The sequence below is a fragment of the Streptomyces sp. NPDC101181 genome (assembly GCF_044767975.1).
GTDB lineage: Bacteria > Actinomycetota > Actinomycetes > Streptomycetales > Streptomycetaceae > Streptomyces.
In genome coordinates, this window is sequence record NZ_JBIWOX010000015.1 from 79,565 (window position 1) to 101,942 (window position 22,378).

Here is a 22,378-nt window from a genome sequence, read left to right on the forward strand (position 1 = left end):
TCGCACTTCGCGAACGCACCCGATCCATGAGCGGATCACGCTACCCGAGGAGAACGTATGCGCCTGCCCGTCCGATGGGCCACGGCCACCCTGCTCCTGATCGCCCCGCTGCTGGCCGCCCCCGCGTCGGCCAGCGCCGACACCGGGCCGCGAGGGGTCCCGGTGGAGAAGTCAACCCGGGCCGTGCCCGGGCAGTACATCGTCACCCTGAAGCCCGAACTCTCGCCGGACACCGTCCTCAAGGAGTTCGGGCTCAGCCCGATGTTCACGTACGGGAACGCCCTGCACGGCTTCGCCGCCACACTCACCGCCACCGAACTCGAAGCGGTGCGCACCGTCCCCGGCGTGCTCGCCGTCGAGGAGAACGCCGAAGTGGCCGTGGAGGCGCCCCGGGCGGGAAGCCTCCTGAGGGCGCCCGCGGCCGGCTGGGGCACCGACCGCATCGACCAGCGCACCCTGCCGCTGGACGACACCTTCACCACGACGGCCACCGGCCGGGGCGTCAAGGTGTACGTCGTCGACACCGGGATCGACGCCGCGCACAGCGAGTTCGGCGGCCGGGTGGTGAACGGCTACGACTCCGTGGGGGACGGCCGCGACGGCATGGACTGCAACGGGCACGGCACCCATGTCGCGGGCACCGCGGGCGGCGCCGTCTCCGGGGTGGCCGAGGACGCCTCGCTGGTCAACGTCCGGGTCCTGGACTGCCGGGGCCGGGGCACCTGGGCGGGCATCCTCGCCGGGTTCGACTGGGCCGCCGAGGACGCCGCGAGCGGCGACACCCCCGCCGTGCTCAACGCCTCGCTCGGCGGGGCCCGTTCCCGAGCGGTCGACGCGGCCGTCGAGGCGGTCGCCGACGCGGGCGTTCTGCCCGTCGTGGCCGCGGGCAACGACGACCGCGACGCCTGCGACGTCTCCCCGGCCGCCGCCGACGGCGTGGTCACGGTGGGGGCGAGCGACCGGCAGGACCGGGAGACCGCGTTCAGCAACTGGGGCTCCTGCCTCGCGCTGTACGCCCCCGGCGCCGACATCGTCTCCGCCCGTCTCGGCGGCGGCACCGAGTCGCTGAACGGCACCTCCATGGCCAGCCCGCACATCGCCGGGGTCGCCGCCCTCTACAAGCAGGAGAACCCGTCCGCCTCGCCCGCCGCCGTGGCGCGCTGGCTGACCGGCACGGCCACCCCGGACGTGCTCTCCGGACTCGGCCAGGGCTCGCCGGACCGGCTGCTGTACACCGGCGGTCTCTGACCGCGCGCCGCCGGGGCCGGTGAGCGGCGGACCGCCTGGCACTCCCTCGCTCCCCGGCCCCGCGGGCTGCCGCACGGCCCGGCGACGTTGCCGGAACTGTGGACGGTCTCTCATTTCTCTGCAACTCTCTGACGGCACAACGCAAAACACGCCGCAGTGAGTGCACAAATGCATGTTCCCTGGCTGCGGTGACTGAGCCGCGCCCTCGGTGCGTCCCGCGCCGAGGCCGAAGATCGGGGAACCAATGAGAGCCCTACGTTGGCGACGGCAGGCGATATCCGCCCTCGTCGCAACCAGTCTTCTGCTGATCGGATGGCCGTCGCTCACCGCCGCGGCGGCCGACGGCCCCAACCTCGCCGCGGGCCGGGCCGCGGCCGCGAGCAGCGCCCACGCCGAGTACCCCGCCGCCAACATCACCGACGGCAACCGCTCGACCTACTGGGAGAGCGCGCCCGGCGGGCTGCCCCAGTGGGTCCAGGCGGATCTGGGCACCGGAGCCCGCGTCGACGAGGTGAAGCTGACGCTCCCGGCGGGCTGGGAGACCCGCACCCAGACCCTGTCCCTCCAGGGCAGCGCCGACGGCACCAGCTTCGCGACCCTGAAGAACTCCGCCACCTACACCTTCGCCCCGGGGGCGGCGAACGAGGTCACTCTCGCCTTCCCGGCCACTCTGACCCGCTTCGTCCGCGTCCACATCACCGCCAACAGCGGATGGTCCGCCGCCCAGCTCTCCGAACTGGAGGTCCGCTCGGCCGGGCAGTCCTCCACCGACCTCGCGGCGGGCAAGACCCTCACCGCGAGCAGCAGCGGCGCCGCCCGGACCCCGGCCCAGGCCAACGACGGAAACCGGGACAGCTACTGGGCGAGCCGGGAGGACCAGTTCCCGCAGTGGATCCAGGCCGACCTCGGCGCCTCGCTCGGCGTGGACCGGGTGGTGCTGCGGCTCCCCGACGGCTGGGCCGCGCGCAGCCAGACGCTGAAGCTCCAGGGCAGCGTCAACGGAAGCGACTTCACCGACCTCACCGCCGCCAGGGCCCACCGCTTCGACGCGGCGGGCGGACAGTCCGCGACGATCACCTTCGACGCCACGACCGTGCGCCACGTCCGCGTCCTGTTCACCGCCAACACCGCGGCCCCGGCGGCCCAGCTGGCCGAACTGGAGGTCTACGGACCCACCGCCGGCGACACCCGGGCCCCCACCGCGCCGACCGCACTGGCGTTCACCGAGCCCGCCACCGGCCAGATCCGGCTGACCTGGAAGGCGTCCACCGACGACAAGGGCGTCACCGGGTACGACATCTACGCGAACAACTCGCTGCTGACCAGCGTCGCGGGTGATGTCACCACGTACACCGACACCCGCCCGGCCGGGCAGCGCGTCAGCTACTTCGTGCGGGCCAAGGACGCCGCGGGCAACGTCTCGCCCGACAGCGACACCGTCACCCGCTCCGGTTCCACCGGCGACACCCAGGCCCCCACAGCCCCCTCCGCGCTGGCGTACACCGAGCCCTCCGGCGGCTCGGTGAAGCTCACCTGGCGGGCCTCGGCCGACGACAAGGGCGTCACCGGCTACGACATCTACGCCAACAACGTGCTGCGCGGCAGCGTCGCGGGCGACGTCCTGACGTACACCGACACCCAGCCCGCCGCCACGACCGTCAGCTACGTCGTACGGGCCAAGGACGCGGCGGGCAACGTCTCCGGCGACAGCAACACCGTCACCCGCAACGGACAGAGCGGCTCCGCGTCCAACCTCGCCGTGGACAAGCCGATCACCGCCTCCTCCGTCGTCCACACCTACGCCGCGGAGAACGCCAACGACAACAGCACCGCCACCTACTGGGAAGGGGCGGGAGGCAGTTATCCGAACACGCTCACCGTGAAGCTGGGCTCCAACGCCGACACCACGAGCGTCGTCCTCAAGCTCAGCCCCGACCCGGCCTGGGGGCCGCGCACCCAGCGGATCGAGGTCCTCGGCCGCGAGCAGAGCGCGTCCTCCTTCACCTCCCTGGCCGCCCCGAAGGATTACGCGTTCAGCCCCGCGACCGGCAACACGGTCACCATCCCGGTCACCGCGCGCGTCGCCGACGTCCAGCTGAAGTTCACCGCCAACAGCGGCTCCGGGGCCGGTCAGGTCGCGGAGTTCCAGGTACTCGGCGCACCGGCGGCCAACCCCGACCTCCAGGTCACCGCCCTCACCGCCGCGCCCGCCGCCCCGGTCGAGACGGACGCGGTGACCCTGACCGCGACCGTCCGCAACACCGGGGCGCTGGCCGCACCCGCAGGCAGGGCCGAACTGCGGCTGGGGTCCACCAAGGTCGCCACCGTCGCGGTCGGCGCTCTCGCGTCGGGCGCCTCCACCCAGGTCAGCGCGTCCATCGGCACCCGCGAAGCGGGCAGTTACGAGCTGAGCGCGGTCATCGACCCGGCGAACGAGATCATCGAGCAGAACGAGACCAACAACACCTACACCAGCCCCTCCCCGCTCGTCGTCAAGCCGGTCTCCAGCTCCGACCTGGTGGCCGCCGCGGTCACCACCTCGCCCTCCGCCCCGGCCGCGGGCGACACCGTCACCTTCCGGGTGGCCCTCAGGAACCAGGGCACGGCGGCGTCGGCCGGCGGCGCCCACGGCATCACGCTGGCGCTCGTCGACAGCAAGGGCGCCACGGTGAAGACCCTCACCGGCGCCCACAACGGGGTCATCGCCGCGGGCGCCACCACCGCACCCGTCTCCCTGGGCAACTGGACCGCGGCCAACGGCTCCTACACCCTGCGGACCGTGATCGCGGCCGACGCCAACGAACTCCCGGTCAAGCGGGAGAACAACACCTCCACGCAGGCGCTCTTCGTCGGCCGCGGCGCCAACATGCCGTACGACATGTACGAGGCGGAGGACGGCACCACCGGCGGCGGCGCCCGGACGGTGGGCCCCAACCGCACCGTCGGGGACATCGCGGGTGAGGCATCCGGGCGCAGGGCCGTGACCCTCGACAACACGGGCGACTCGGTGGAGTTCACCACCCGGGCCGCCACCAACACCCTGGTGACCCGCTTCTCCATCCCCGACGCCCCGGGCGGCGGAGGCATCGACTCCACGCTGAACGTCTATGTGGACGGCGCCTTCCTCAAGGCGGTCGACCTCACCTCCCGGTACGCCTGGCTGTACGGGAACGAGGCCGCGCCCGGCAACTCCCCGGGCTCCGGAGCGCCCCGGCACATCTACGACGAGGCGAACGTCATGCTGGGGAAGACCGTCCCGGCGGGGTCGAAGATCCGGCTCCAGAAGGACGCGGCCAACACCACCACGTACGCGATCGACTTCATCAGCCTGGAGCAGGTCGCGCCGCTCGCCAACCCGGACCCCGCCCGCTACGCGGTCCCGGCCGGATTCACCCACCAGGACGTCCAGAACGCCCTGGACAAGGTGCGCATGGACACCACCGGCGCGCTGGTGGGCGTCTACCTGCCGGCGGGGGAGTACAGCACGGCGAGCAAGTTCCAGGTCTACGGCAAGGCCGTCAAGGTAGCGGGCGCGGGGCCCTGGTACACCCGGTTCAACGCCCCGTCCACGCAGGACAACACCGACGTCGGCTTCCGGGCCGACGCCAGTGCCAAGGGGTCCTCGTTCGCGAACTTCGCCTACTTCGGCAACTACACGTCCCGGATCGACGGGCCCGGCAAGGTCTTCGACTTCTCCAACGTGTCGGACATCGTCATCGACAACATCTGGAACGAGCACATGGTGTGCCTCTACTGGGGCGCCAACACCGACCGCGTCACCATCAAGAACTCCCGTATCCGCAACATGTTCGCCGACGGCGTCAACATGACCAACGGCTCCACCGACAACCTCGTCACCAACGTCGAGGCGCGGGCCACCGGGGACGACAGCTTCGCGCTCTTCTCGGCGATCGACGCCGGGGGAGCGGACATGAAGAACAACGTCTACGAGAACCTGACCTCGATCCTCACCTGGCGCGCGGCGGGCGTCGCCGTCTACGGCGGGTACGACAACACCTTCCGCAACATCCACATCGCCGACACCCTGGTCTACTCCGGGATCACGGTCAGTTCCCTGGACTTCGGCTACCCGATGAACGGCTTCGGGACCGCGCCGACGAGGATCGAGAACGTCTCGATCGTGCGCGCGGGCGGTCACTTCTGGGGAGCGCAGACCTTCCCCGGGATCTGGCTGTTCTCGGCGTCCAAGGTGTTCCAGGGCATCCGGATCTCCGATGTGGACATCGTCGATCCGACGTACAGCGGCATCATGTTCCAGACCAACTACGTCGGCGGACAGCCCCAGTTCCCGATCAAGGACACCGTGCTCACCGACATCTCCGTCTCGGGTGCGCGCAAGAGCGGCGACGCCTTCGACGCCAAGTCCGGCTTCGGCCTCTGGGCCAACGAGATGCCGGAGGCGGGCCAGGGGCCCCCGGTCGGTGAGGTCACCTTCAACGGTCTGAGGCTCAGCGGCAACGCCGTGGACATCCGGAACACCACCTCCACCTTCAAGATCAACGTCAACCCGTAGGGAGCGGGCCGACGGAAAGACGCGTGGGGGCACTTCCCGAAGTCCGGGAAGTGCCCCCACTGTGTGAACTCCTTGCATCCCTGCGTCAATTGCTTGCGGTCTTTGCGTTAGCCTTGCGGCATGACGCGACGACTCGCCCAGGTTGCCAAGAAGGTCGGGGTCAGCGAGGCCACGGTGAGCCGGGTGCTCAACGGCAAACCAGGGGTGTCCCGCACCACCCGGCAGTCCGTGCTGACGGCCCTGGACGTGCTCGGCTACGAGCGGCCCACCCAGCTGCGCGGCGAGCGTGCCCGGCTCGTCGGCCTCGTCCTGCCCGAGTTGCAGAACCCGATCTTCCCCGCCTTCGCCGAGGTCATCGGCGGAGCCCTCGCCCAGCAGGGCCTCACCCCGGTCCTGTGCACCCAGACCAAGGGCGGTGTCTCCGAGGCGGACTACGTGGACCTCCTGCTCCAGCAGCAGGTCTCCGGAGTGGTCTTCGCGGGCGGCCTGTTCGCCCAGGCCGACGAGGCCCACGAGCACTACCACCGGCTCGCCGAACGCCGCATCCCGGTCGTGCTGGTCAACGCCCCCATCGAAGGCCTGGACTTCCCCTGCGTCTCCTGCGACGACGCCGTCGCCATCGAGCGCGCCTGGCGCCACCTGGCCTCCCTCGGACACGAGCGCATCGGCCTGGTGATGGGCCCCGCCGACCACGTGCCCTCCCGCCGCAAGCTCGCCGCGGCCCGCTCCGTCGCCGCCACCACCGGCACCACGCTGCCCGACGCGCACATCGAACGGGCGATGTTCTCGCTGGAGGGCGGCCAGGCGGCCGCCGCCCGGCTGCTGGAACGGGGAGTCACCGGCGTCATCTGCGCCAGCGACCCCCTGGCGCTCGGCGCGGTCCGGGCCGCCCGCAGACGTGGACTGGGGGTGCCGTCGGACATCTCCGTCGTCGGCTACGACGACTCGGCGTTCATGAACTGCACCGAACCCCCGCTCACCACCATCCGCCAGCCCATCGAGGCGATGGGCCGGGCCGCCGTCGAACTGCTCTGCGCGGGCATCCAGGGGGGATCGGTCGCCCCGGACGAGCTGCTGTTCGAGCCGGAGCTGGTGGTGCGGGGGTCCACCGCGAAGGCGCCTCGCTGAGCCGCCCGCCGTGATCCGGGGGGTGTGCCTCCGGCGTGGGCGTGGCAGGAGAGGATCGAGAGTGTTCGGCGCGTCCAGGACAGGGAAGGGACCCGCCGCACCCCCCGCTTCCGTCCCCGTCCCCGGAGTAACCAGCGTGACCACCCAGACCGCCGCAGCCGCGGACAGCATCACCCCCGCCGCCGGTCGCACCGCCCGACCGCGCCGCTGGCTCACAGCCTTGCGCCGCACTCCGGTCTCGCTGTGGAACGACGACGTCTCCGACTGGGCCGCCGCCCTGACGTACTACGCCATCCTCGCGCTGCTCCCCGCGCTCCTGGTCACTGTCTCGGTGATCGGACTGGCCAACCCCGACGCCACCCAGGCCCTGATCACCGACATCACGGCCTTCGCCCCCGCCGAGTCCGGCGAGGCGCTGCGCCGCCCCCTGGAGGCGGCCACCCAGGAGCGCGCCGCCGTCTGGCTGCTCGTCGCGACCGGCAGCGTCAGCGCCGTCTGGTCGGCGTGCAGCTATCTCGCGGTGTTCCGGCGGGCGATGCACGCCATGCACGGCGTACAGGACACCCGCCCGGCGCTCCGCAAGGCGCACATCATCGTCGCCTCCGCGATCGGGCTGCTCGTACTTCTGATGACCAGCGCGTTCGCCCTGGTCATGACCGGGCCGCTGGCCCGCTGGCTCGGCCGCCGGGTCGGGCTGCCGCACGAGGGGGCGACGCTCTGGGCGGCTCTCAAATGGCCGCTCCTGCTTTGCCTCGTGGCCTGCCTGATCATGGTCCTCTTCCGTACCGGACCGCGCCCGGCCCGCGGATTCCGCCGCGGCCTGCCCGGTGGGGTGCTGGCCGCCTTCCTGTGGCTCGTCGCCTCAGGCGGTTTCGCGCTCTACGCGACCCAGATCGGCAGCTACAGCAGGCTCTACGGCTCGCTCGCCGGGCTCGTCGTCTTCCTGATCTGGGTCTGGTTCGCCAACCTCGCCTTGCTGTCCGGCGCCCAGTTCAACGTCGAACTGGACCGGGCCCGGGGCAGGCAGCCGGACACGGTCCGAGGCGCGGCCGACGAAGGCCGGGGCACGGACGAGGAGCGGGACGAAGGTGCAGCCGGGGCCGGGAGCCCGGGTGAGGGGCGGACGGCGCCGGAGCGGGTCACCGCCGACGAGTGAGAACCCCCGGCTCCGACGGGCGTCCGCCGAGGTGCGGGGCGGCCCGTCAGGGCCGGTCGCGGTATCCGGCGACGATCGGCATGGTCTCGCCCAGCACCCGGACGCCGTCGTTCGACGCGTCCCCCAGCCGGTGCCCGTTCCAGGTGCCCGTCGCGCTGGAGAACCGGCTGATCCGCCGGCAGTGGTCACCGCACGCCGCCCGGTAGGCCATGATCGTGTAGTGGTTCCCGTCCGCGGTGATCCAGCCGGTGTTGTACGGACGGGTCCGGCTCACGTCCATCGATCCGCCCGCGTCGCCCGCCAGCGTCGTACGGTCGTGGGCGAGGCCCAGGTTGTGGCCGATCTCGTGGCTGGCCGAGTCCAGCTCGATGCCGTCGACGTCGACGACCGCGTAGGCGTACTCGTCCGTGGTGGAGTCGAGCGCGGGCGCGTAGTCCGCCGTCCCGCCGCCCCGCTCCGGCCGGTCCACGACGAGCGTGACCAGGTCCGCGCCGTACCGTGCCCGCCGCTCGTGCACGTCCCGCCCGAGCCCCGCCGTCCCATGGTCCTTGAGGACCGCGTACGCGGCCCGGAACTCCTGCGAACCCCGGTAGTCGGAGGCCGTGTAGGGGTGGACGATCCGGATGACGCCGCAGAGCCCGCCCGCCGCCAGGGAGCGGTTCATCCGCGTCGCGATCCGCTGGGCGGAGGCGGGCACCCGGTGCGCGCCACCGACCCGCCGCGCCGCCTCGGGGGTGTAGACCGCCAGCACGTCGACCACGGGACAGCGCGCCGACGCGGCCGCCCCGGCCGCTCCCGCCGCCGGGCGGGGCGGCGCCGGGGCGGGGGCGCACGCGGCGGCCGCGCAGAGCGCCGTGCCGATGACGGCGGTCAGGGCCGCCTTGAGGAGGATCGGGCGCATGGGAAGAGTCGACTCCGTCCGCGAGGGGTCGGACCGGGGCACCGCCCGACTGACCGAAGGTGTCCTCTTTCTAACACTGTGTGACCGCGGGCGCCCGTCGTGCCCGATGCCGGGCGGCCGCCGCCCGTTCCCTGGCCAGAGGGGTGTGGCGGTGACGAGATGGGCAGGTACACGTGTACGAACTCGGACGAGCAGGACGGCAGTCGGCCGGCAGAGGGGCGTGTGTGACGTGACGGAACAGAGCGAATGGCGGTTCTCCGACGACCGGGGTCAGCAGTCGGCGGCACCCCGGCCGCCGCGGCGGGTGCTCGCCTATGTCCAGGCCGGGGCCACCCTGTGGGACCTTGGCGTCCGGCCCGCCGGAATCTTCGGCTCCGACCACGACGGACCGGAGCCCGACCGGGCCAAGACCGGGACGCTCCCGCTCGACGCGGTCGCGTACGCCGGAGCGGGCAGCGGCCTCGGGGTGGAGGAACTGCTGGCCCTTCGGCCGGACCTCGTGGTGGCCGTCAGCTACGGCGGCGGCCACGTCTACGGGCTCGCCCCGGAGACCGCCAAGCCGCTGGAGGAGCGGGTCCCGGTCGTCGTCATCGACGTCAGCCAGGCCCGTACGTTCGCCGAGATCGGCGACCGGTTCGCCGAACTGGCGCGCTCGCTCGGCGCGCCGGGCCGCGCGGACGCCGACCGCGACCTGGACGCCGCCCGGGAGCGGCTGCGCGCGGTCGTCGCCGCCACCTCCGGGGACGCGCCCCGGGTGCTCGCCCTGTCCCCGGCCGGGCCCGACCAGGCGCACGTCGCCCGCCCCCGGATGTGGCCGGAGCTGCGGGTCCTGACCGAGCTGGGCGTCCGGCTCGTCGAACCGGCCGAAGGCCCCGGAGCGAACTGGTCCACCCTCGACCGGTCGGACACCTTCGCGCTGCGCCCCGAGGTGGTCCTGACCGACATCCGGGCCCACGCCGGATCGCTCGACGAACTGCGGGGCGGCGACGCCGCCTCCGCCCCCGTCGTCCCCTGGAACCCGGAGCCGCTCTACGGCCCCCGCGACCACGCCCGCTTCCTGGGCCTGGTCGCGGACGCCCTGGAGGCGGCTCGGGGACGGTGACCCACCGCGACCGCGCGCGGCGGGTGCCTCTCCGGCGGCGGGTGCCTACGGGGCGGGGACGAGTCCGTCGGCGACCAGACCGGCGAGCACGGCCTCGCTCAGCGTCCGGACGGCGGACAGCGGTCGCACCATCACGGTGAACTCTTTGATCCGCCCGTCCTCGTCCAGGTGCAGCAGGTCGATGCCGTGGATCTCCCGGCCGTCCACGGTCGCCCGGAAGAGCAGCACCGCCGACGGGGCCTCGGCCCCGTCGGCGCTGGTCTGCGAGGAGCCGGTGAAGTCACCGATGTAGCGGAAGTCCTCGAAGGTGCGCAGCAGGACGCCGAAGAGGCCCAGCACCATCGGCCTGCCCTCGAACGGCGTGAACTTCACCGGGCTGTAGAACCGGACGTCCTCGGTGAACAGGTCGTCCAGCGCGCCGAGGTCGTTGTTCTCGACGGCGGCTCGGAAGCGGTCCGCGGTGGTCATGTGCCCTCCCTGGGTGAGGTGCGTCCTCGTGGGGCGCGCCGCCGTGCCGAGGCGCGCCGCACCGTCAGATAAGTGACTAGTCAGTTTCATGACTATCATGAGGCCGGTGTTCTGGACAGGGGTGTCCGGACGAGGGTTCGGGGACGCGGGAGGGGGACGGCTCGATGGCGTTGCGCCACGCGGTGCTGGCGGCGCTGCTCGACGAGGAACTGAGCGGCTATCAGGTGACCAAGGCCTTCGCCGTGGGCGTCGCGAACTTCTGGCACGCACGGCCGCAGCAGGTCTACGCGGAGCTGGCCAAGCTGGAGAAGGAGAGCCTGGTGGCCGGGCGCGAGGTCGTCCAGGAGGCGCGGCCCAACAAGCGCCTGTTCCGGGTGACCGACCAGGGGCTGGCCGAGCTGGAGCGGTTCGCGGCCGACGCCGCCAAGCCCTCCTTCCTCCGGGACGACCTGCTGGTCAAGGTGCAGGCGGCCGACCACCTCGACCCCGGGGTCCTGATCCGGCGGCTCCTGGAGCGGGCCGCCTTCGCCGACGAGAAGGCCGCCTCGTTCGAGGAGCTGCTGCGCGTCATGCGGGGCGACCTGGACGAGGCGGAGTTCCTGCTGCGCGGCGCGCGCGTGGGTCCCTACCTCACCTGCCGCCGGGGCCTGGACTTCGAACGGGCCAACCGCGACTGGTGCCGTGAGGTGGCGGCGGTGCTCCGGGCCCGGCAGGAGGCGGGAGAGGGGTCCTGAGCCGCCTCTTCCCGGCCCATCGCCGCACCGGTCCCCGGCCACCGGGCCGTGTCCCGAGCGGGGCGAAGCCGCCCGACGCCGCCGGGCTCCGGGCGGCGCTCGGCCGTAACTGACCCTGCATCAGCACCCGTTCGGCTCAGTCGAACGCACCCTCGTGAGACGTTCCACCGTTCGTCAACCGGATGCGGTACGACAACGGGAGCGGGGCAGCGGGTGGACACGGGGCAGCGGGCGGCGGGAGGACGGACGGCCGACGGCGGTGCGCGGCCGGGGGAGCGGTGCGCCGTCCCGGCGGCCGGGGCGCGCACGGCGGTCCTGGAGAGCGTGGCGGGCTGGGTGCCGGGGGAGCCGGTGGGCAACGACCGGCTCCCGGCCGACTGGGGTGTGGACGACGCCTGGGTCCGCCGCCGCACCGGCATCGGCAGCAGACACCGCGCCGGACCCGACGTCGCCACCGGCGACCTCGCCTACGAGGCCGCCTCCCGGCTGCTGGCCGACGCCCCGGCAACCGGTGCGGTCGACGCGGTGCTCCTCGCCACCGCCACCCCCGACCACCCCTGCCCCGGCACCGCCCCCGCCCTCGCCGCCCGGCTCGGGCTCGGGACCCTGCCCGCCCTGGACATCGCCGCCGTGTGCAGCGGCTTCGTCTACGGACTGGCCGTCAGCCACGGGCTCGTCGCCTCCGGCCTCTTCGAGCGGGTCCTGCTGGTCGGCGCCGACGTCTACTCGACCTGGCTCGACCCGGACGACCGCTCGGCGGGAGTCGTCTTCGGCGACGGGGCGGGCGCGGCGCTGGTGGCCGCCGGACGGGTCGGCGACCCGGGCGAACTGCTCGCCTTCGACCTGGGCAGCGACGGCACCGGCTACGACCTGATCACCGTCCCCGGCGGCGGGTCCCGCGCGCGGGCCGGGGGTAGACCGCCGGAACCGCGCGACGCGTACTTCCGGATGCGGGGCAGCACCGTCTACCAGCACGCGGTGGAGCGGATGACCGGCTCCTGCCGGGCTCTGCTGGACCGGATCGGGTGGGACCCGGGCGACGTCGACCGCTTCGTGCCCCACCAGGCCAACGCCCGCATCCTGAGCGCGGTCGCGGACCGGGTCGGCATCGCGCCACAGCGCTGTGTCACCCAGGTGGAGCGGGTCGGCAACACCGGCGCCGCCTCCATCCCCCTCGCCCTGGCGGACGCGGCGGGCCGGGGGGTGCTCCGGGGCGGCGACCGGGTGCTGCTCACCGCGTTCGGGGGCGGACTGACCTGGGGGTCGGCGGCCCTGCGGTGGCCGGGGACCCCGAACACGAACCGCACGGCCACGAACTCCACGGCCACGAACTCCACGGACATGAACCGCACAGACACGAACTCCACGGACACGACGGAAGGAACACAGCATGTCTCAGCCCGCTGATCAGGGCACCAGGGCCGGAGCCGGCACCGCGATCGCGGTGACGGGGGTCGGTCTGGTGACACCCGCGGGGGCGGACGAGCACAGCTTCTGGCAGGGGCTGTGCGCCGGGCGGTCCGCCGCCCGGCGGTGCGAGGAACTGGCCGGGCTGCCGGTCGACTTCGCCTGTCCGGTCGACGGCGTCGACCTGGACGCGGCGGTGGGCGGCCGGTCCGTGTGGCGGATGGCCCGGTTCGTGAAGCTGGCGCTGGTGGCCGCCCGGCAGGCCGTCGCCGACGCCGGACTCGACCCCGCGGTGTGGGACGGCACCCGGGTCGGGGTGGTCCTCGGCGTCGGCGTCGGCGGAGTCTCGGTGCTGGTGGACAACGCCGCGAAGCTGACCGCCTCGGGCCCCGACGCGGTCTCCCCGCTGCTCGTGCCGATGATGATCCCCAACGCGGCGGCGGGCGAGGTCGCCATCGCGCTCAAGGCGGGCGGCCCCAGTCTCGCCCCCGCCACCGCCTGCGCCTCCGGGGCCACGGCTGTCGCGGTCGCCCGTGACCTGCTGCTCGGCGGCAGCTGCGACGTGGTGGTGGCGGGCGGCGCCGAATCGGTGCTGACCCCGCTGGTGGTCACCGCCTTCGCCCGGATGGGCGCGCTGTCCACCCGCGCCGGAGACCCGGCCGCCGCCTCCCGGCCGTTCGCCGCCGACCGGGACGGCTTCGTCATCGGAGAGGGCGCGGCCATGCTCGTCCTGGAACGGGCGGAGACGGCCCGCGCCCGCGGCGGCCGCCCGCGCGCCCTGCTCACCGGGGCCGGATCCAGCACGGACGCCCACCACCCCACCGCCCCGGCCCCCGACGGGCAGGGAGCCCAGCGGGCCGTCGAGGCCGCTCTGGACCAGGCGGGCTGGGCACCCGAGGAGGTCGACCACGTCAACGCCCACGGGACCTCCACCCCGCTCAACGACGCCATGGAGACCACCCTCATCTCCCGGCTCTTCCCGCACCGCCCGCCGGTGACCGCGCCCAAGGGCGTCGTCGGGCACACCCTGGCGGCGGCGGGCGCCATCGAGGCGGTGGCGACGGTCCTCACGCTGGAACGTTCCGTCATCCCGCCCATCGCCAACCTGGACGCGCTCCCCGAAGCGTTCCCGCTCGACTGCGTACGGAAGGAGGCCCGCCCCCACCCCGTCCGCAGGGCGGTGAGCCACTCCTTCGGCTTCGGCGGCCACAACGTCGCGCTGGCCTTCCAACGCGCTTGATCCGTATGGCTGTTTGGGACGGCGAGGGGTGTCCTCGCCGTTCCTTGATCGTTCTCATATCGTGACCGTAACCACGAACGACGCGGCCCCGCCGTCCATGAACGACCAGCTCACCGGTGTGCTCTTCGGCCCGAACTTCCGCCAGGAACACGGGTTCTGGCGACGACTGCTCACAACAGAACCGTTTCGCCGCCCCGGCGGCGGCACCCCCGACGAACGCCTCGCGCTCGCCTACCACCGCCTGCGCATCCTCAACAACGCGCTGGACAACGGCGCGAGGCTGGCGGCGGACCCCCGGGCGCTGGCCGCCCTGCACGAATGGCTCGGCCCGGTCGACCCGGCGCTGACCACCGTCGCCGGCATCCACTACAACCTCTTCCTCGGCAGCCTCCTCGACCACGACACCGCCACCCTGCGCGACCTGTCGGACTTCCTCACGCTGCGCCGCGTGGGGACCTTCCTCTGTACGGAGGTGGCGCACGGCAACGACGCGGCGGCCGTCGAGACGACCGCGACCTGGGACCGGGAGCGGGACTGCTTCGTCCTGGACACCCCGCACGCCGGGGCGCAGAAATTCATGCCCAACACCAGCCCCGCGGGCGGCCCCAAGTCCGGTGTGGTGGCCGCCCGGCTGCTCGTCGACGGCGCCGACCACGGAGTCTTCCTCTTCCTCACCCCCCTCACCGACGAGGTCCGCCCGCTGCCCGGCGTACGGGTGCGGCGGCTGCCCGCCCGGATGGGCTCGCCGGTGGACCACTGTCTGACCTCCTTCGACCGGTACGTCCTCCCGCGCGAGGCGCTGCTCGCCGGAGCACAGGGGAGGATCGGCGAGGACGGCCGCTTCACCAGCGAACAGGCCAACCGCAGAAGGCGGTTCCTCGCCTCCATCGGCCGGGTCACCCCCGGCAAGCTCTCCATGAGCGCCTGCGCGGTCGGCTCCGCCCGGGTCACCCTGGCCATCGCCGTCCGCTACGCCGGCCACCGCACGATCTCCGGACCGCGTGCCTCCCAGCGCGTCCCCGTCTACGCCCACCGCACCCACCACGGGCCGCTCGCCGACGCGATGGCGACCGTCTTCGCGATGAGCCTGCTGCACCGCCGGGCGCTGGAGCGCTGGGAGTCGGCCCCGGAGGCCGACCGGGACGAGGCGGAGCGGCTGGTGGCCGTCGCCAAGGGGTGGATCACCTGGCGGGCGCGTGAGGTCATCGTCGAGTGCCGGGAGCGGTGCGGGGCGCAGGGGCTGCTGGAGAACAACGGGATGACCGAGTTGTTCACCGGCATCGAGGGAGCCATCACCGCCGAGGGCGACAACCTCGCCGTACACGCCAAGGCCGCCGCCGAGATGCTCTTCAGCGCCACCGCCCGGGAAGCGACGCCCGACGAGGAGCCCGGCGACCTCGACGACCCCGCCTTCCTGGACCGGCTGCTCGCGGCCGTCGAGGACCGCTGGTTCGCCCGCGCCCGGAAGCGGATGGGCGATGCCCCGCCCGGTGACCCGCTCGGCCGCTGGAACGCCGCCTCCCCGGCCGCCCTGCGCGGGGTCGAGGCATACGGCTGCCGACAGGCGGGCGTGGCGTTCGCCCAGGCCGTGGCGTCCCTGCCGCAGGGCCCCGCGCGCGAGCGACTCGCCGAACTCCGGCGGCTGTTCGCGCTGCGGTGGATCGAGCGCAACAGCGGCGACCTGCTCGCCACCGGACGGCTGACCGCCGATCAGGTCACCTTCCTGCCCGACGCGGTGGAGGACGCGGTGGCGGCGGTGGCCCGGCACACTCCCGCCCTGGTGGAGTCCTTCGCGCTGCCGGAGCGGCTGATGTCGGACTGGCCGATCGCCGGACCCGGTTACGCGGCCGCCTACGACGACCCCGGGGGCGGCTGGCACCGGGGCCGCAGGAGCGGGCTCACCGGGCGCGCCGGGGAGTTCCGGCGGCCCGTCTGCGGCAGCCGGAGGCGGCCGCTGCGCCGGAAGGTGGCGGCGCTCGGCGCTCGCGGAGTCCTGTTCGCGTACTGGGGAACGGCCTCCGTGCTCTCCCGGTGGTTCGAGAAGCCGCAGGTGAGCGCAGACGAATCGGTTCGCCCGAAGACGTAACCGGAATCCCATCCTCCAGTTAAATCGGCGGTGGGTCCGTGACGTCGGCCCGCCGTCCCCAAGACGCCGATGACAGCCAGAGGAAGAGGAACCACCGTGCAGACCATCCACCCGAAGATCGCCGAGGTGCTGACCGAGACCTTCAAGGTGCCCGCGGCCGAGATCCTGCCCGAATCCACCATGGACAGCCTGGAGATGGACTCCCTGGCGGTCGCCGAGTTCGCGGTCATCATCAAGGAGACCCTGGGAGTCGACGCGGACTCCGAGAAGCTGTACAAGGACGCCACGCTGGCCGACATCTCCGCGTTCCTCGACGCGGCCGCGGGCGGCGCGGCGGCCGAGGGCGCGGTGCCGGTGAGCACCACCCGATGAAGCGACCCGCCATCGCCGTGACCGGCCTGGGCATGATCACCCCGGTCGGCACCACCACCGCCACCACCTGGGACGGTGTCCTGGCCGGACGCTCGCCCGCCCGCACCGTGCCCGAACTCGACGGCTGCGCGGTCGACTTCGCCTGCACGGTCTCCGGCATCGACCTGGACGGCGCGGTCGGCGGCCGTACGGCGTTCCGGATGGGCCGGTACGTCAAGTTCGCCGTCCTCGCCGCCCGGGAGGCGGTCGCGGACGCCGGACTCGACCCGGCGCAGTGGGACGGCGCCCGGGTCGCCGTGGTCGTCGGCACCAGCAGCGGCGGCTCCGCCGGACTCACCGAACAGGCCGTCGCCCTGGAGCGGCGCGGACCCGAGGCCACCTCCCCCTCGGGCATCCTGCTGACCATCCCCAACATGCCCGCGGCCGAGATCGCCATCCGGATGAAGGCCACCGGGCCCAGCCTGGCGCCGTGCACGGCCTGTTCGTCCGGGGTGACCGCGCTGTCGGTCGCCCGGGACCTGCTGACCCTCGGCCGGTGCGACATCGCGATCGCCGGGGCCACCGAGTCGATCGTGTTCCCGGTCGCCATGACGGGCCTCGCCCGCTCCGGCGCCGCGGCCGCGCGGGACGGCGACCCCGCCCGCCTGTGCCGCCCCTTCGCCGCCGACCGGGCCGGGCTCGTCATGGGGGAGGGCGCCGCCGTCATGGTCCTGGAACGGGCCCAGGAGGCGCGCGCCCGGGGCGCGGTACCCCGGGCGCTGATCACGGGCGTCGGAGAGACCACCGACGCCCATCACCCCACCAGCCCGCACCCCTCCGGGGACGTCGCACGGGCGGCCGTCGACGCCGCGCTGCGTGACGCGGACTGGCGCGCCGAGGACGTCGACCACGTCAACGCGCACGGGACATCGACCCCCCAGGGCGACGCCACCGAAGCCGCCCTGATCGGGCGGGCCTACCCGCACCGCCCGCCGGTCACCGCCGCCAAGGGGGTGCTGGGCCACTGCATGGGGGCGGCCGGAGCCATCGAGACCGGCCTGACCATCCTCACCCTCCAGCACGGGCTGATCCCGCCGGTCGCGAACCTGGACACCCCGGCCCCCGGCTTCGACATCGACTGCGTCACCAAGACGCCGCGTGAGGCGCCCGTGCGGCGCGCCGTCAGCCACTCCTTCGGCTTCGGTGGCCAGAACGCGGTGATCGCGCTGGAAGCCGCTCCGTAACACCGAGGCGGCGAACGGAAGCCGGCGGGCCGGTGCGGCGGGACGATCCCGCGCCGCACCGGCCCCCGGGGGCGTGGTCACGGGTCCGGCGAACCGCCGCTGATCTGCGTGAAGACGCGTGATAGCTTGCCGGGGCCAGTCGAACCCCGGCGACGGGGTCAGGGAATCCGGTGCGAATCCGGAACTGACGCGCAGCGGTGAGGGGGACGGGCGGGGCCACGGCCACTGGAGCGGTGATCTGCTCCGGGAAGGCGTCCCGCCCGGACGAACCCGAGTCCGAAGACCTGCTGGCGCCCGTACCCGCGCCGGGGCACGGGAACCGTACGACGGGCTCCGCGGCTGGGCCCAGAGACACGAGGTCCTTCTGTGCTGCCCACGTCCACGGCCATCCCCGTACCGATACGCACCGCCGCCCTGCTCACGGCGGGACTCCTCCTGCTGACGGCCTGCGGCGGCGGCGGTTCCACGGCGGCCGGGGGCGGCGCGGCCGACGGCTACCCGGTCACCCTGGAGAACTGCGGCCACACCGTCACGGTGAAGGCCCCGCCGCGCCGGGCCGTCTCCGTCGACCAGGGCTCGACCGAGATCCTGCTCTCCCTCGGCCTCGCCGACCGGCTCGCGGGCTCCGCCACCTGGACCGACCCCGTGATGAAGGGCCTGGAGAAGGCCAACGCGGGCGTCGAGCGGATCTCCGAGAACCGCCCCTCGTCCGAGAAGGTCCTCGACAAGGAACCCGACTTCCTCAGCGCCTCCCTCACCTCCACCCTCGCCAAGGGTGGCGTCGCCCCCCGCGAGCAGTTCGAGAAACTCGGCGTCCCCACCTACGTCTCACCCGCCGACTGCGTCGGCAAGGACAACGGCGGCAGCGGCGACGGAACCCGCACCACACCGCTGACCATGGACAGCGTCTACACCGAAGTCCGCGAACTGGCCCGGGTGTTCGGCGTCCCCGCGCGCGGGGACGCCCTGGTGGAGAAGCTCCGGGCCCGCGTCACGAAGGCCGCCGAGGGCGTCGACGCCTCCGGCGCGTCGCTCCTGTACTGGTTCTCCGACTCCAAGGCCCCCTACATCGCGGGTTGTTGTGGTGCGCCCGGCGTCATCACCAAAGAACTCGGTGCGAAGAACGTCTTCGACGACACCTACGACGAATGGCCCCAGATCAGCTGGGAGACCATCGCCGACCGCAACCCCGACGTCCTGGTCATCGGCGATCTGACCCGCACCGCACAGACCGCCGAGAGCGCCGAGAAGAAGATCGAGTTCCTGGAGTCCAACCCCGTCACCAGGACCATGGACGCCGTGAAGAACCGCCGGTACGTTCTGCTGAGCGGCCAGGCGATGAACCCCTCCATCCGCACGGTCGAGGGCCTGGAACGCGTCGCCGCCGCCCTGCGCGACTTCGGCCTCACGGGGTGAGCACGGACACCCCCGCGGCCAGGGAGCGGTCCGGTGCACCGCCCCTCGCCGCTCCGGGCGGCGGCCGCGCCCACAGCGCCAGGGCGCTCGCCGTACTCCTGTGGGGCGGCGGACTGGCGGTCCTGGCGGCCTCCGTCGCCCTCGCCGTGACCATCGGGCCCGCCCGGATCTCCGTGCCCGACGTCTGGTCGGCCGTCGCCGCGCACCTCGGGTTCGGCGCCTCGGAGCTGAGCCCGATCCGGGACGGCATCATCTGGAACCTGCGGATGCCCCGCACCCTGCTCGCCGCCGTGTGCGGGGCGGGGCTCGCGGTGTGCGGCACGGTGATGCAGTCCCTGCTGCGCAACCCGCTGGCCGACCCCTTCGTCCTCGGCGTCTCCTCCGGCGCCTCCACCGGGGCGGTCCTGGTGGTCGTCCTGGGCGTCGGCGGGGGAGCGGTGTCCCTCTCCGCCGGGGCGTTCGCCGGGGCCGTCTGCTCGTTCGCCCTGGTGCTGCTGCTCAGCCACACCCTGGGCGGCACCACCGACCGGGTCGTCCTCTCCGGGGTGGCCGCGATGCAGCTGTTCTCCGCGCTCACCTCGTTCGTGGTGATGACGTCGGCCGACGCCGAGCAGACCCGCGGGGTGCTGTTCTGGCTGCTCGGCTCGCTCAGCGGGGTCGGCTGGAGCGAGGTCGCGTTCTGCTCCGCCGTCCTCGCCGTCTGCCTGGTGGTCTGCCTGGCCCACGCCCGTACGCTCGACGCGTTCGCCTTCGGCCAGGACGCGGCCGCCGCGCTCGGCGTCGACGTGGCGCGCACCCGGATCGTGCTGCTGTGCGTCACCGCCCTGCTGACCGCGGCCCTGGTGAGCGCGGCCGGGGCCATCGGCTTCGTCGGCCTGGTCCTGCCGCACGCCGCCCGCGCCCTCTGCGGCTCGGGCCACCGGCGGCTCCTGCCGGTCACCGCGCTCGCCGGGGCCGTGTTCCTGGTGTGGGTCGACACCCTCGCCCGGACCGTGCTGGACCCGCAGGAAGTGCCGGTCGGCGTGGTCACCGCCCTGATCGGGGTGCCCGCCTTCGTCCTCGTCCTCCACCGCACCCGGAGAACGACATGACGCACCCGGAGACCTCCCCGGCACACTCCGCCGCGCCCGCCGCGACCTCCGCCGGACTGCGTGCCGAGCGGATCGGCCGGGAGGCGGGCGGGCGGCTCATCCTCGATGGGGTGGACATCGCCCCGCCGCCCGGGGCCACCGTCGGGCTCCTCGGCCCCAACGGCTCCGGCAAGTCCACCCTGCTGCGTATCCTCGCGGGCCTCCTCGCACCGGCCACCGGCGTCGTCACCCTGGACGGCGACCCGCTGCCCGCCCTCGGCCGCCGTACCGTCGCCCGCCGGATCGCCGTCGTCGACCAGCACGCCGTCACCCAGGTCGACCTCAGCGTCCTGGACGTCGTACGCCTCGGCCGCATCCCGCACCGGCGCGCCTGGTCGGCCCCCGACCGCACCGACGAGGAGGCCGTCGCCGACGCCCTGCGGCGCACCGGCCTCGCCGAACGGGCCGGACAGTCCTGGCACACCCTGTCCGGCGGCGAACGCCAGCGCGTCCAGATCGCCCGCGCCCTGGCCCAGCAGCCCCGCGAACTCCTCCTGGACGAACCGACCAACCACCTCGACATCCAGCACCAGCTGGATCTGCTCGCCCTGGTCGCGGCGCTCCCCGTCACCAGCGTGATCGCCCTGCACGACCTCAACCTCGCCGCGATGTTCTGCGACCGGCTCACCGTGATGACGGCGGGCCGGGTCGTCGCCTGCGGCACTCCGCACGACGTGCTCACCGCCGAACTCATCGAGCAGGTCTACCGGGTGCGTGCCGTCGTCACCCCGGACGGACCGGACGGGCGCCCCTCGGTACGGTTCCTGCCGCGCCGCTGACCGGCGGCGGGAGCGTCCCCGGACAGCCCGCCGGGCGGGCTCGGAAGTACGAGCCCGCCCGGCGGCCGAGGACATCGGAGCGGCCCGGAGGCCGCTTACCGGTGCGAGAGGGTCAGCGGCGACGGCCCTGGCCGAACTCGCCGCCGGCGTCCTTCCCGGTGCCCATGTCCTTGCCGTCCGCGTAGTCGATCTTCTCCTTGCGGACCTCGGCGGAGACCTCCTTCTGCTCGGTGACCCGGTTGGTCTCCAGCCGGACCCGCTCCACCGGCACGGCCTCCTTGCGCACGGTGGCGCGCTCCGCGTGCAGGGTGACCTCGACGTCCTGCTCGCCGATGTCCGTGGTGCCCGTGGTTTTCTCGCCGGGCTGCATCGGCTCCCGGACCACGCGCACCTCTTCGTGGGACACCGGCACGGTCCGGGTGACCTCCTCGGTCACCACGTACTTGTGCAGCCGCGCCCTGCCGCTCTCGTACTCCTCCGTGCCGACGTGCAGCTCCTCCTCCGAGCGGATCAGCTCGTCGGTGCCGCTGACGTCCTTGCCGCCCATGTCGGCTGCCCGGTGCGTGCCCGCGCCGGCGCCCGCCAGCGGGCGTGCCCCGGCGGAGGTGTCCGCGTCGCGGTGCCTGCCGGTACCGCTGCCCGCTCCCGCCATGCCCGCTCCCGTCGTGCCCTTCCCGGTCGCCTTCGCGCCGGGGGCCGTCCCGGTCCTGCCGGTCATGCCCGCGGCACCCGCCGCGCCCATCGTCCCGGTCCCGGCGGCGGTCGGCGTGTCCGTGCCGGTCCGCCGGTTCTCACCGAGGTTGCCGGACTTGCGGGACAGACCGTAGTGCCGGTACAGCTCCTCCTCCTCGGCGACGGAGAGGTGGGCGTCCGCGTCCACCCGGGGCGCGTCCTTGACGCTCTCCTTGGGATGGGCGACGTGCAGGTCGGAGCCCACGCGACGGGCCCCGGCGAGCGGGACGAAGCTCTCCTTCATGCCGAACAGGCCGGTCTTGACCGTGACCCAGTCGGGCTTGCCGGTCTCGTCGTCGACGTAGACCCGGCCCACGCTGCCGACCTTCTCGCCATCGTTGTCGTACACGGTCAGACCGTCGAGCTCGCCGGAATCCGTGAAACCGTCAGCGGCTGCCATAACCGATGCCTCCTCCCGGGCACGCCCTGTGGGTGGCTCCACCAGAGGTGGCGCGTCCGGCTTCCATCGGGCCCCACCCCCCTTCACGCTGCAACCGCCCGCGCGCGCCCGGTCGCGGCGGGTGCATGCCCGGGACGGCCCGCCGGAGGCCCGGTGAGCGGCCCCGGGCCCGGTCCGGCGGGTCCGAGCGGCGGCGAACGGAGTTAGGCCGAACGAGTGAGCGGGGTGGTGCCGCGCCCCGGAGCGGGTCGTGGCGGACACGGCGAAGGCGCTGGGGTCCGACCGGTGATGTACCGGTCGGACCCCAGCGCCTTCGCGTGAC

Annotated in this window: 17 protein-coding genes and 1 riboswitch; of the genes, 14 read left to right on the forward strand and 3 right to left on the reverse strand. The window is 73.4% G+C overall.

The features are described from left to right. Positions 1 to 57 precede the first annotated feature (57 nt). The 4 genes from ACIRRU_RS21835 (at position 58) to ACIRRU_RS21850 (ending at position 8,066) form a co-directional block, all read left to right on the forward strand. A complete protein-coding gene (locus ACIRRU_RS21835; RefSeq protein WP_403683028.1) occupies positions 58 to 1,248 on the forward strand; it encodes a S8 family peptidase in 1,191 nt (396 codons plus the stop codon). Positions 1,249 to 1,492: 244 nt separating this feature from the next. Beyond that, positions 1,493 to 5,782 (forward strand): discoidin domain-containing protein, encoded by a 4,290-nt coding sequence (locus tag ACIRRU_RS21840; protein WP_403683031.1) that lies wholly within the window; start codon positions 1,493 to 1,495, stop codon positions 5,780 to 5,782. A 120-nt stretch (positions 5,783 to 5,902) separates the two neighbouring features. Beyond that, the gene (locus tag ACIRRU_RS21845) at positions 5,903 to 6,910 is read left to right on the forward strand and encodes a LacI family DNA-binding transcriptional regulator (protein WP_403683034.1); all 1,008 of its coding nucleotides are present in this window, start codon (positions 5,903 to 5,905) and stop codon (positions 6,908 to 6,910) included. Positions 6,911 to 7,046: 136 nt separating this feature from the next. Continuing rightward, entirely contained in the window at positions 7,047 to 8,066 is a 1,020-nt protein-coding gene (locus ACIRRU_RS21850; protein ID WP_403683037.1) for a YihY/virulence factor BrkB family protein, read from the forward strand. Positions 8,067 to 8,112: 46 nt separating this feature from the next. Here ACIRRU_RS21850 and ACIRRU_RS21855 read toward each other — a convergent pair whose 3' ends face one another. Beyond that, a complete protein-coding gene (locus ACIRRU_RS21855; protein ID WP_403683039.1) occupies positions 8,113 to 8,967 on the reverse strand; it encodes a M12 family metallo-peptidase in 855 nt (284 codons plus the stop codon). A gap of 229 nt (positions 8,968 to 9,196) precedes the next feature. Between ACIRRU_RS21855 and ACIRRU_RS21860 the strand changes: the two genes are divergently transcribed. Further along, positions 9,197 to 10,069: an ABC transporter substrate-binding protein gene (locus ACIRRU_RS21860; RefSeq protein WP_403683042.1), complete on the forward strand. Its 873-nt coding sequence runs from the start codon at positions 9,197 to 9,199 to the stop codon at positions 10,067 to 10,069. A gap of 45 nt (positions 10,070 to 10,114) precedes the next feature. On the opposite strand, the gene ACIRRU_RS21865 is transcribed toward ACIRRU_RS21860, so the two are convergent. Then, complete coding sequence (locus ACIRRU_RS21865; protein WP_403683045.1) at positions 10,115 to 10,537, reverse strand: nuclear transport factor 2 family protein; 423 nt, start codon at positions 10,535 to 10,537, stop codon at positions 10,115 to 10,117. Between the two features lie 164 nt (positions 10,538 to 10,701). Between ACIRRU_RS21865 and ACIRRU_RS21870 the strand changes: the two genes are divergently transcribed. The 9 genes from ACIRRU_RS21870 to ACIRRU_RS21910 all read left to right on the forward strand — a co-directional run bounded on the left by ACIRRU_RS21870 (position 10,702) and on the right by ACIRRU_RS21910 (position 20,924). Next, complete coding sequence (locus tag ACIRRU_RS21870) at positions 10,702 to 11,271, forward strand: PadR family transcriptional regulator (RefSeq protein ID WP_403683047.1); 570 nt, start codon at positions 10,702 to 10,704, stop codon at positions 11,269 to 11,271. Positions 11,272 to 11,484: 213 nt separating this feature from the next. After that, positions 11,485 to 12,678 carry a beta-ketoacyl-ACP synthase 3 gene (locus ACIRRU_RS21875; RefSeq protein WP_403683048.1) on the forward strand — a complete coding sequence of 398 codons (1,194 nt, stop codon included), beginning with the start codon at positions 11,485 to 11,487 and terminating at the stop codon, positions 12,676 to 12,678. After that, positions 12,662 to 13,918 carry a beta-ketoacyl-[acyl-carrier-protein] synthase family protein gene (locus tag ACIRRU_RS21880; RefSeq protein ID WP_403683050.1) on the forward strand — a complete coding sequence of 419 codons (1,257 nt, stop codon included), beginning with the start codon at positions 12,662 to 12,664 and terminating at the stop codon, positions 13,916 to 13,918. The genes ACIRRU_RS21875 and ACIRRU_RS21880 overlap by 17 nt, the downstream gene beginning before the upstream one ends. Positions 13,919 to 13,979: 61 nt before the next feature. Beyond that, complete coding sequence (locus ACIRRU_RS21885) at positions 13,980 to 16,004, forward strand: acyl-CoA dehydrogenase (protein WP_403683052.1); 2,025 nt, start codon at positions 13,980 to 13,982, stop codon at positions 16,002 to 16,004. 96 nt (positions 16,005 to 16,100) lie between these two features. Continuing rightward, a complete protein-coding gene (locus tag ACIRRU_RS21890) occupies positions 16,101 to 16,376 on the forward strand; it encodes an acyl carrier protein (protein WP_363203691.1) in 276 nt (91 codons plus the stop codon). Further along, positions 16,373 to 17,599 (forward strand): beta-ketoacyl-[acyl-carrier-protein] synthase family protein, encoded by a 1,227-nt coding sequence (locus ACIRRU_RS21895; protein ID WP_403683055.1) that lies wholly within the window; start codon positions 16,373 to 16,375, stop codon positions 17,597 to 17,599. Before ACIRRU_RS21890 ends, ACIRRU_RS21895 begins: the two co-directional genes overlap by 4 nt. A 119-nt stretch (positions 17,600 to 17,718) precedes the next feature. Further along, a riboswitch (cobalamin riboswitch) is annotated at positions 17,719 to 17,906 on the forward strand. Between the two features lie 59 nt (positions 17,907 to 17,965). After that, positions 17,966 to 19,015 carry an ABC transporter substrate-binding protein gene (locus ACIRRU_RS21900; RefSeq protein WP_403683057.1) on the forward strand — a complete coding sequence of 350 codons (1,050 nt, stop codon included), beginning with the start codon at positions 17,966 to 17,968 and terminating at the stop codon, positions 19,013 to 19,015. Further along, positions 19,012 to 20,106 (forward strand): FecCD family ABC transporter permease, encoded by a 1,095-nt coding sequence (locus tag ACIRRU_RS21905; protein WP_403683060.1) that lies wholly within the window; start codon positions 19,012 to 19,014, stop codon positions 20,104 to 20,106. The genes ACIRRU_RS21900 and ACIRRU_RS21905 overlap by 4 nt, the downstream gene beginning before the upstream one ends. Further along, positions 20,103 to 20,924, forward strand: coding sequence for an ABC transporter ATP-binding protein (locus tag ACIRRU_RS21910; protein ID WP_403683063.1), 822 nt, complete (start codon positions 20,103 to 20,105; stop codon positions 20,922 to 20,924). Before ACIRRU_RS21905 ends, ACIRRU_RS21910 begins: the two co-directional genes overlap by 4 nt. Before the next feature lie 112 nt (positions 20,925 to 21,036). On the opposite strand, the gene ACIRRU_RS21915 is transcribed toward ACIRRU_RS21910, so the two are convergent. Continuing rightward, the gene (locus ACIRRU_RS21915) at positions 21,037 to 22,056 is read right to left on the reverse strand and encodes a PRC and DUF2382 domain-containing protein (RefSeq protein WP_403683066.1); all 1,020 of its coding nucleotides are present in this window, start codon (positions 22,054 to 22,056) and stop codon (positions 21,037 to 21,039) included. Between the last annotated feature and the right edge of the window lie 322 nt (positions 22,057 to 22,378).

What these genes read in the sequence shown, in the direction of transcription:
- ACIRRU_RS21870 (WP_403683047.1), top strand. Translation starts at nt 10,702, where the DNA reads ATGGCGTTGCGCCACGCGGTGCTGGCGGCGCTGCTCGACGAGGAACTG.
- ACIRRU_RS21880 (WP_403683050.1), top strand. Translation starts at nt 12,662, where the DNA reads ATGTCTCAGCCCGCTGATCAGGGCACCAGGGCCGGAGCCGGCACCGCG.
- ACIRRU_RS21840 (WP_403683031.1), top strand. Translation starts at nt 1,493, where the DNA reads ATGAGAGCCCTACGTTGGCGACGGCAGGCGATATCCGCCCTCGTCGCA.
- ACIRRU_RS21835 (WP_403683028.1), top strand. Translation starts at nt 58, where the DNA reads ATGCGCCTGCCCGTCCGATGGGCCACGGCCACCCTGCTCCTGATCGCC.
- ACIRRU_RS21895 (WP_403683055.1), top strand. Translation starts at nt 16,373, where the DNA reads ATGAAGCGACCCGCCATCGCCGTGACCGGCCTGGGCATGATCACCCCG.
- ACIRRU_RS21845 (WP_403683034.1), top strand. Translation starts at nt 5,903, where the DNA reads ATGACGCGACGACTCGCCCAGGTTGCCAAGAAGGTCGGGGTCAGCGAG.
- ACIRRU_RS21910 (WP_403683063.1), top strand. Translation starts at nt 20,103, where the DNA reads ATGACGCACCCGGAGACCTCCCCGGCACACTCCGCCGCGCCCGCCGCG.
- ACIRRU_RS21855 (WP_403683039.1), bottom strand. Translation starts at nt 8,967, where the DNA reads ATGCGCCCGATCCTCCTCAAGGCGGCCCTGACCGCCGTCATCGGCACG.
- ACIRRU_RS21915 (WP_403683066.1), bottom strand. Translation starts at nt 22,056, where the DNA reads ATGGCAGCCGCTGACGGTTTCACGGATTCCGGCGAGCTCGACGGTCTG.
- ACIRRU_RS21865 (WP_403683045.1), bottom strand. Translation starts at nt 10,537, where the DNA reads ATGACCACCGCGGACCGCTTCCGAGCCGCCGTCGAGAACAACGACCTC.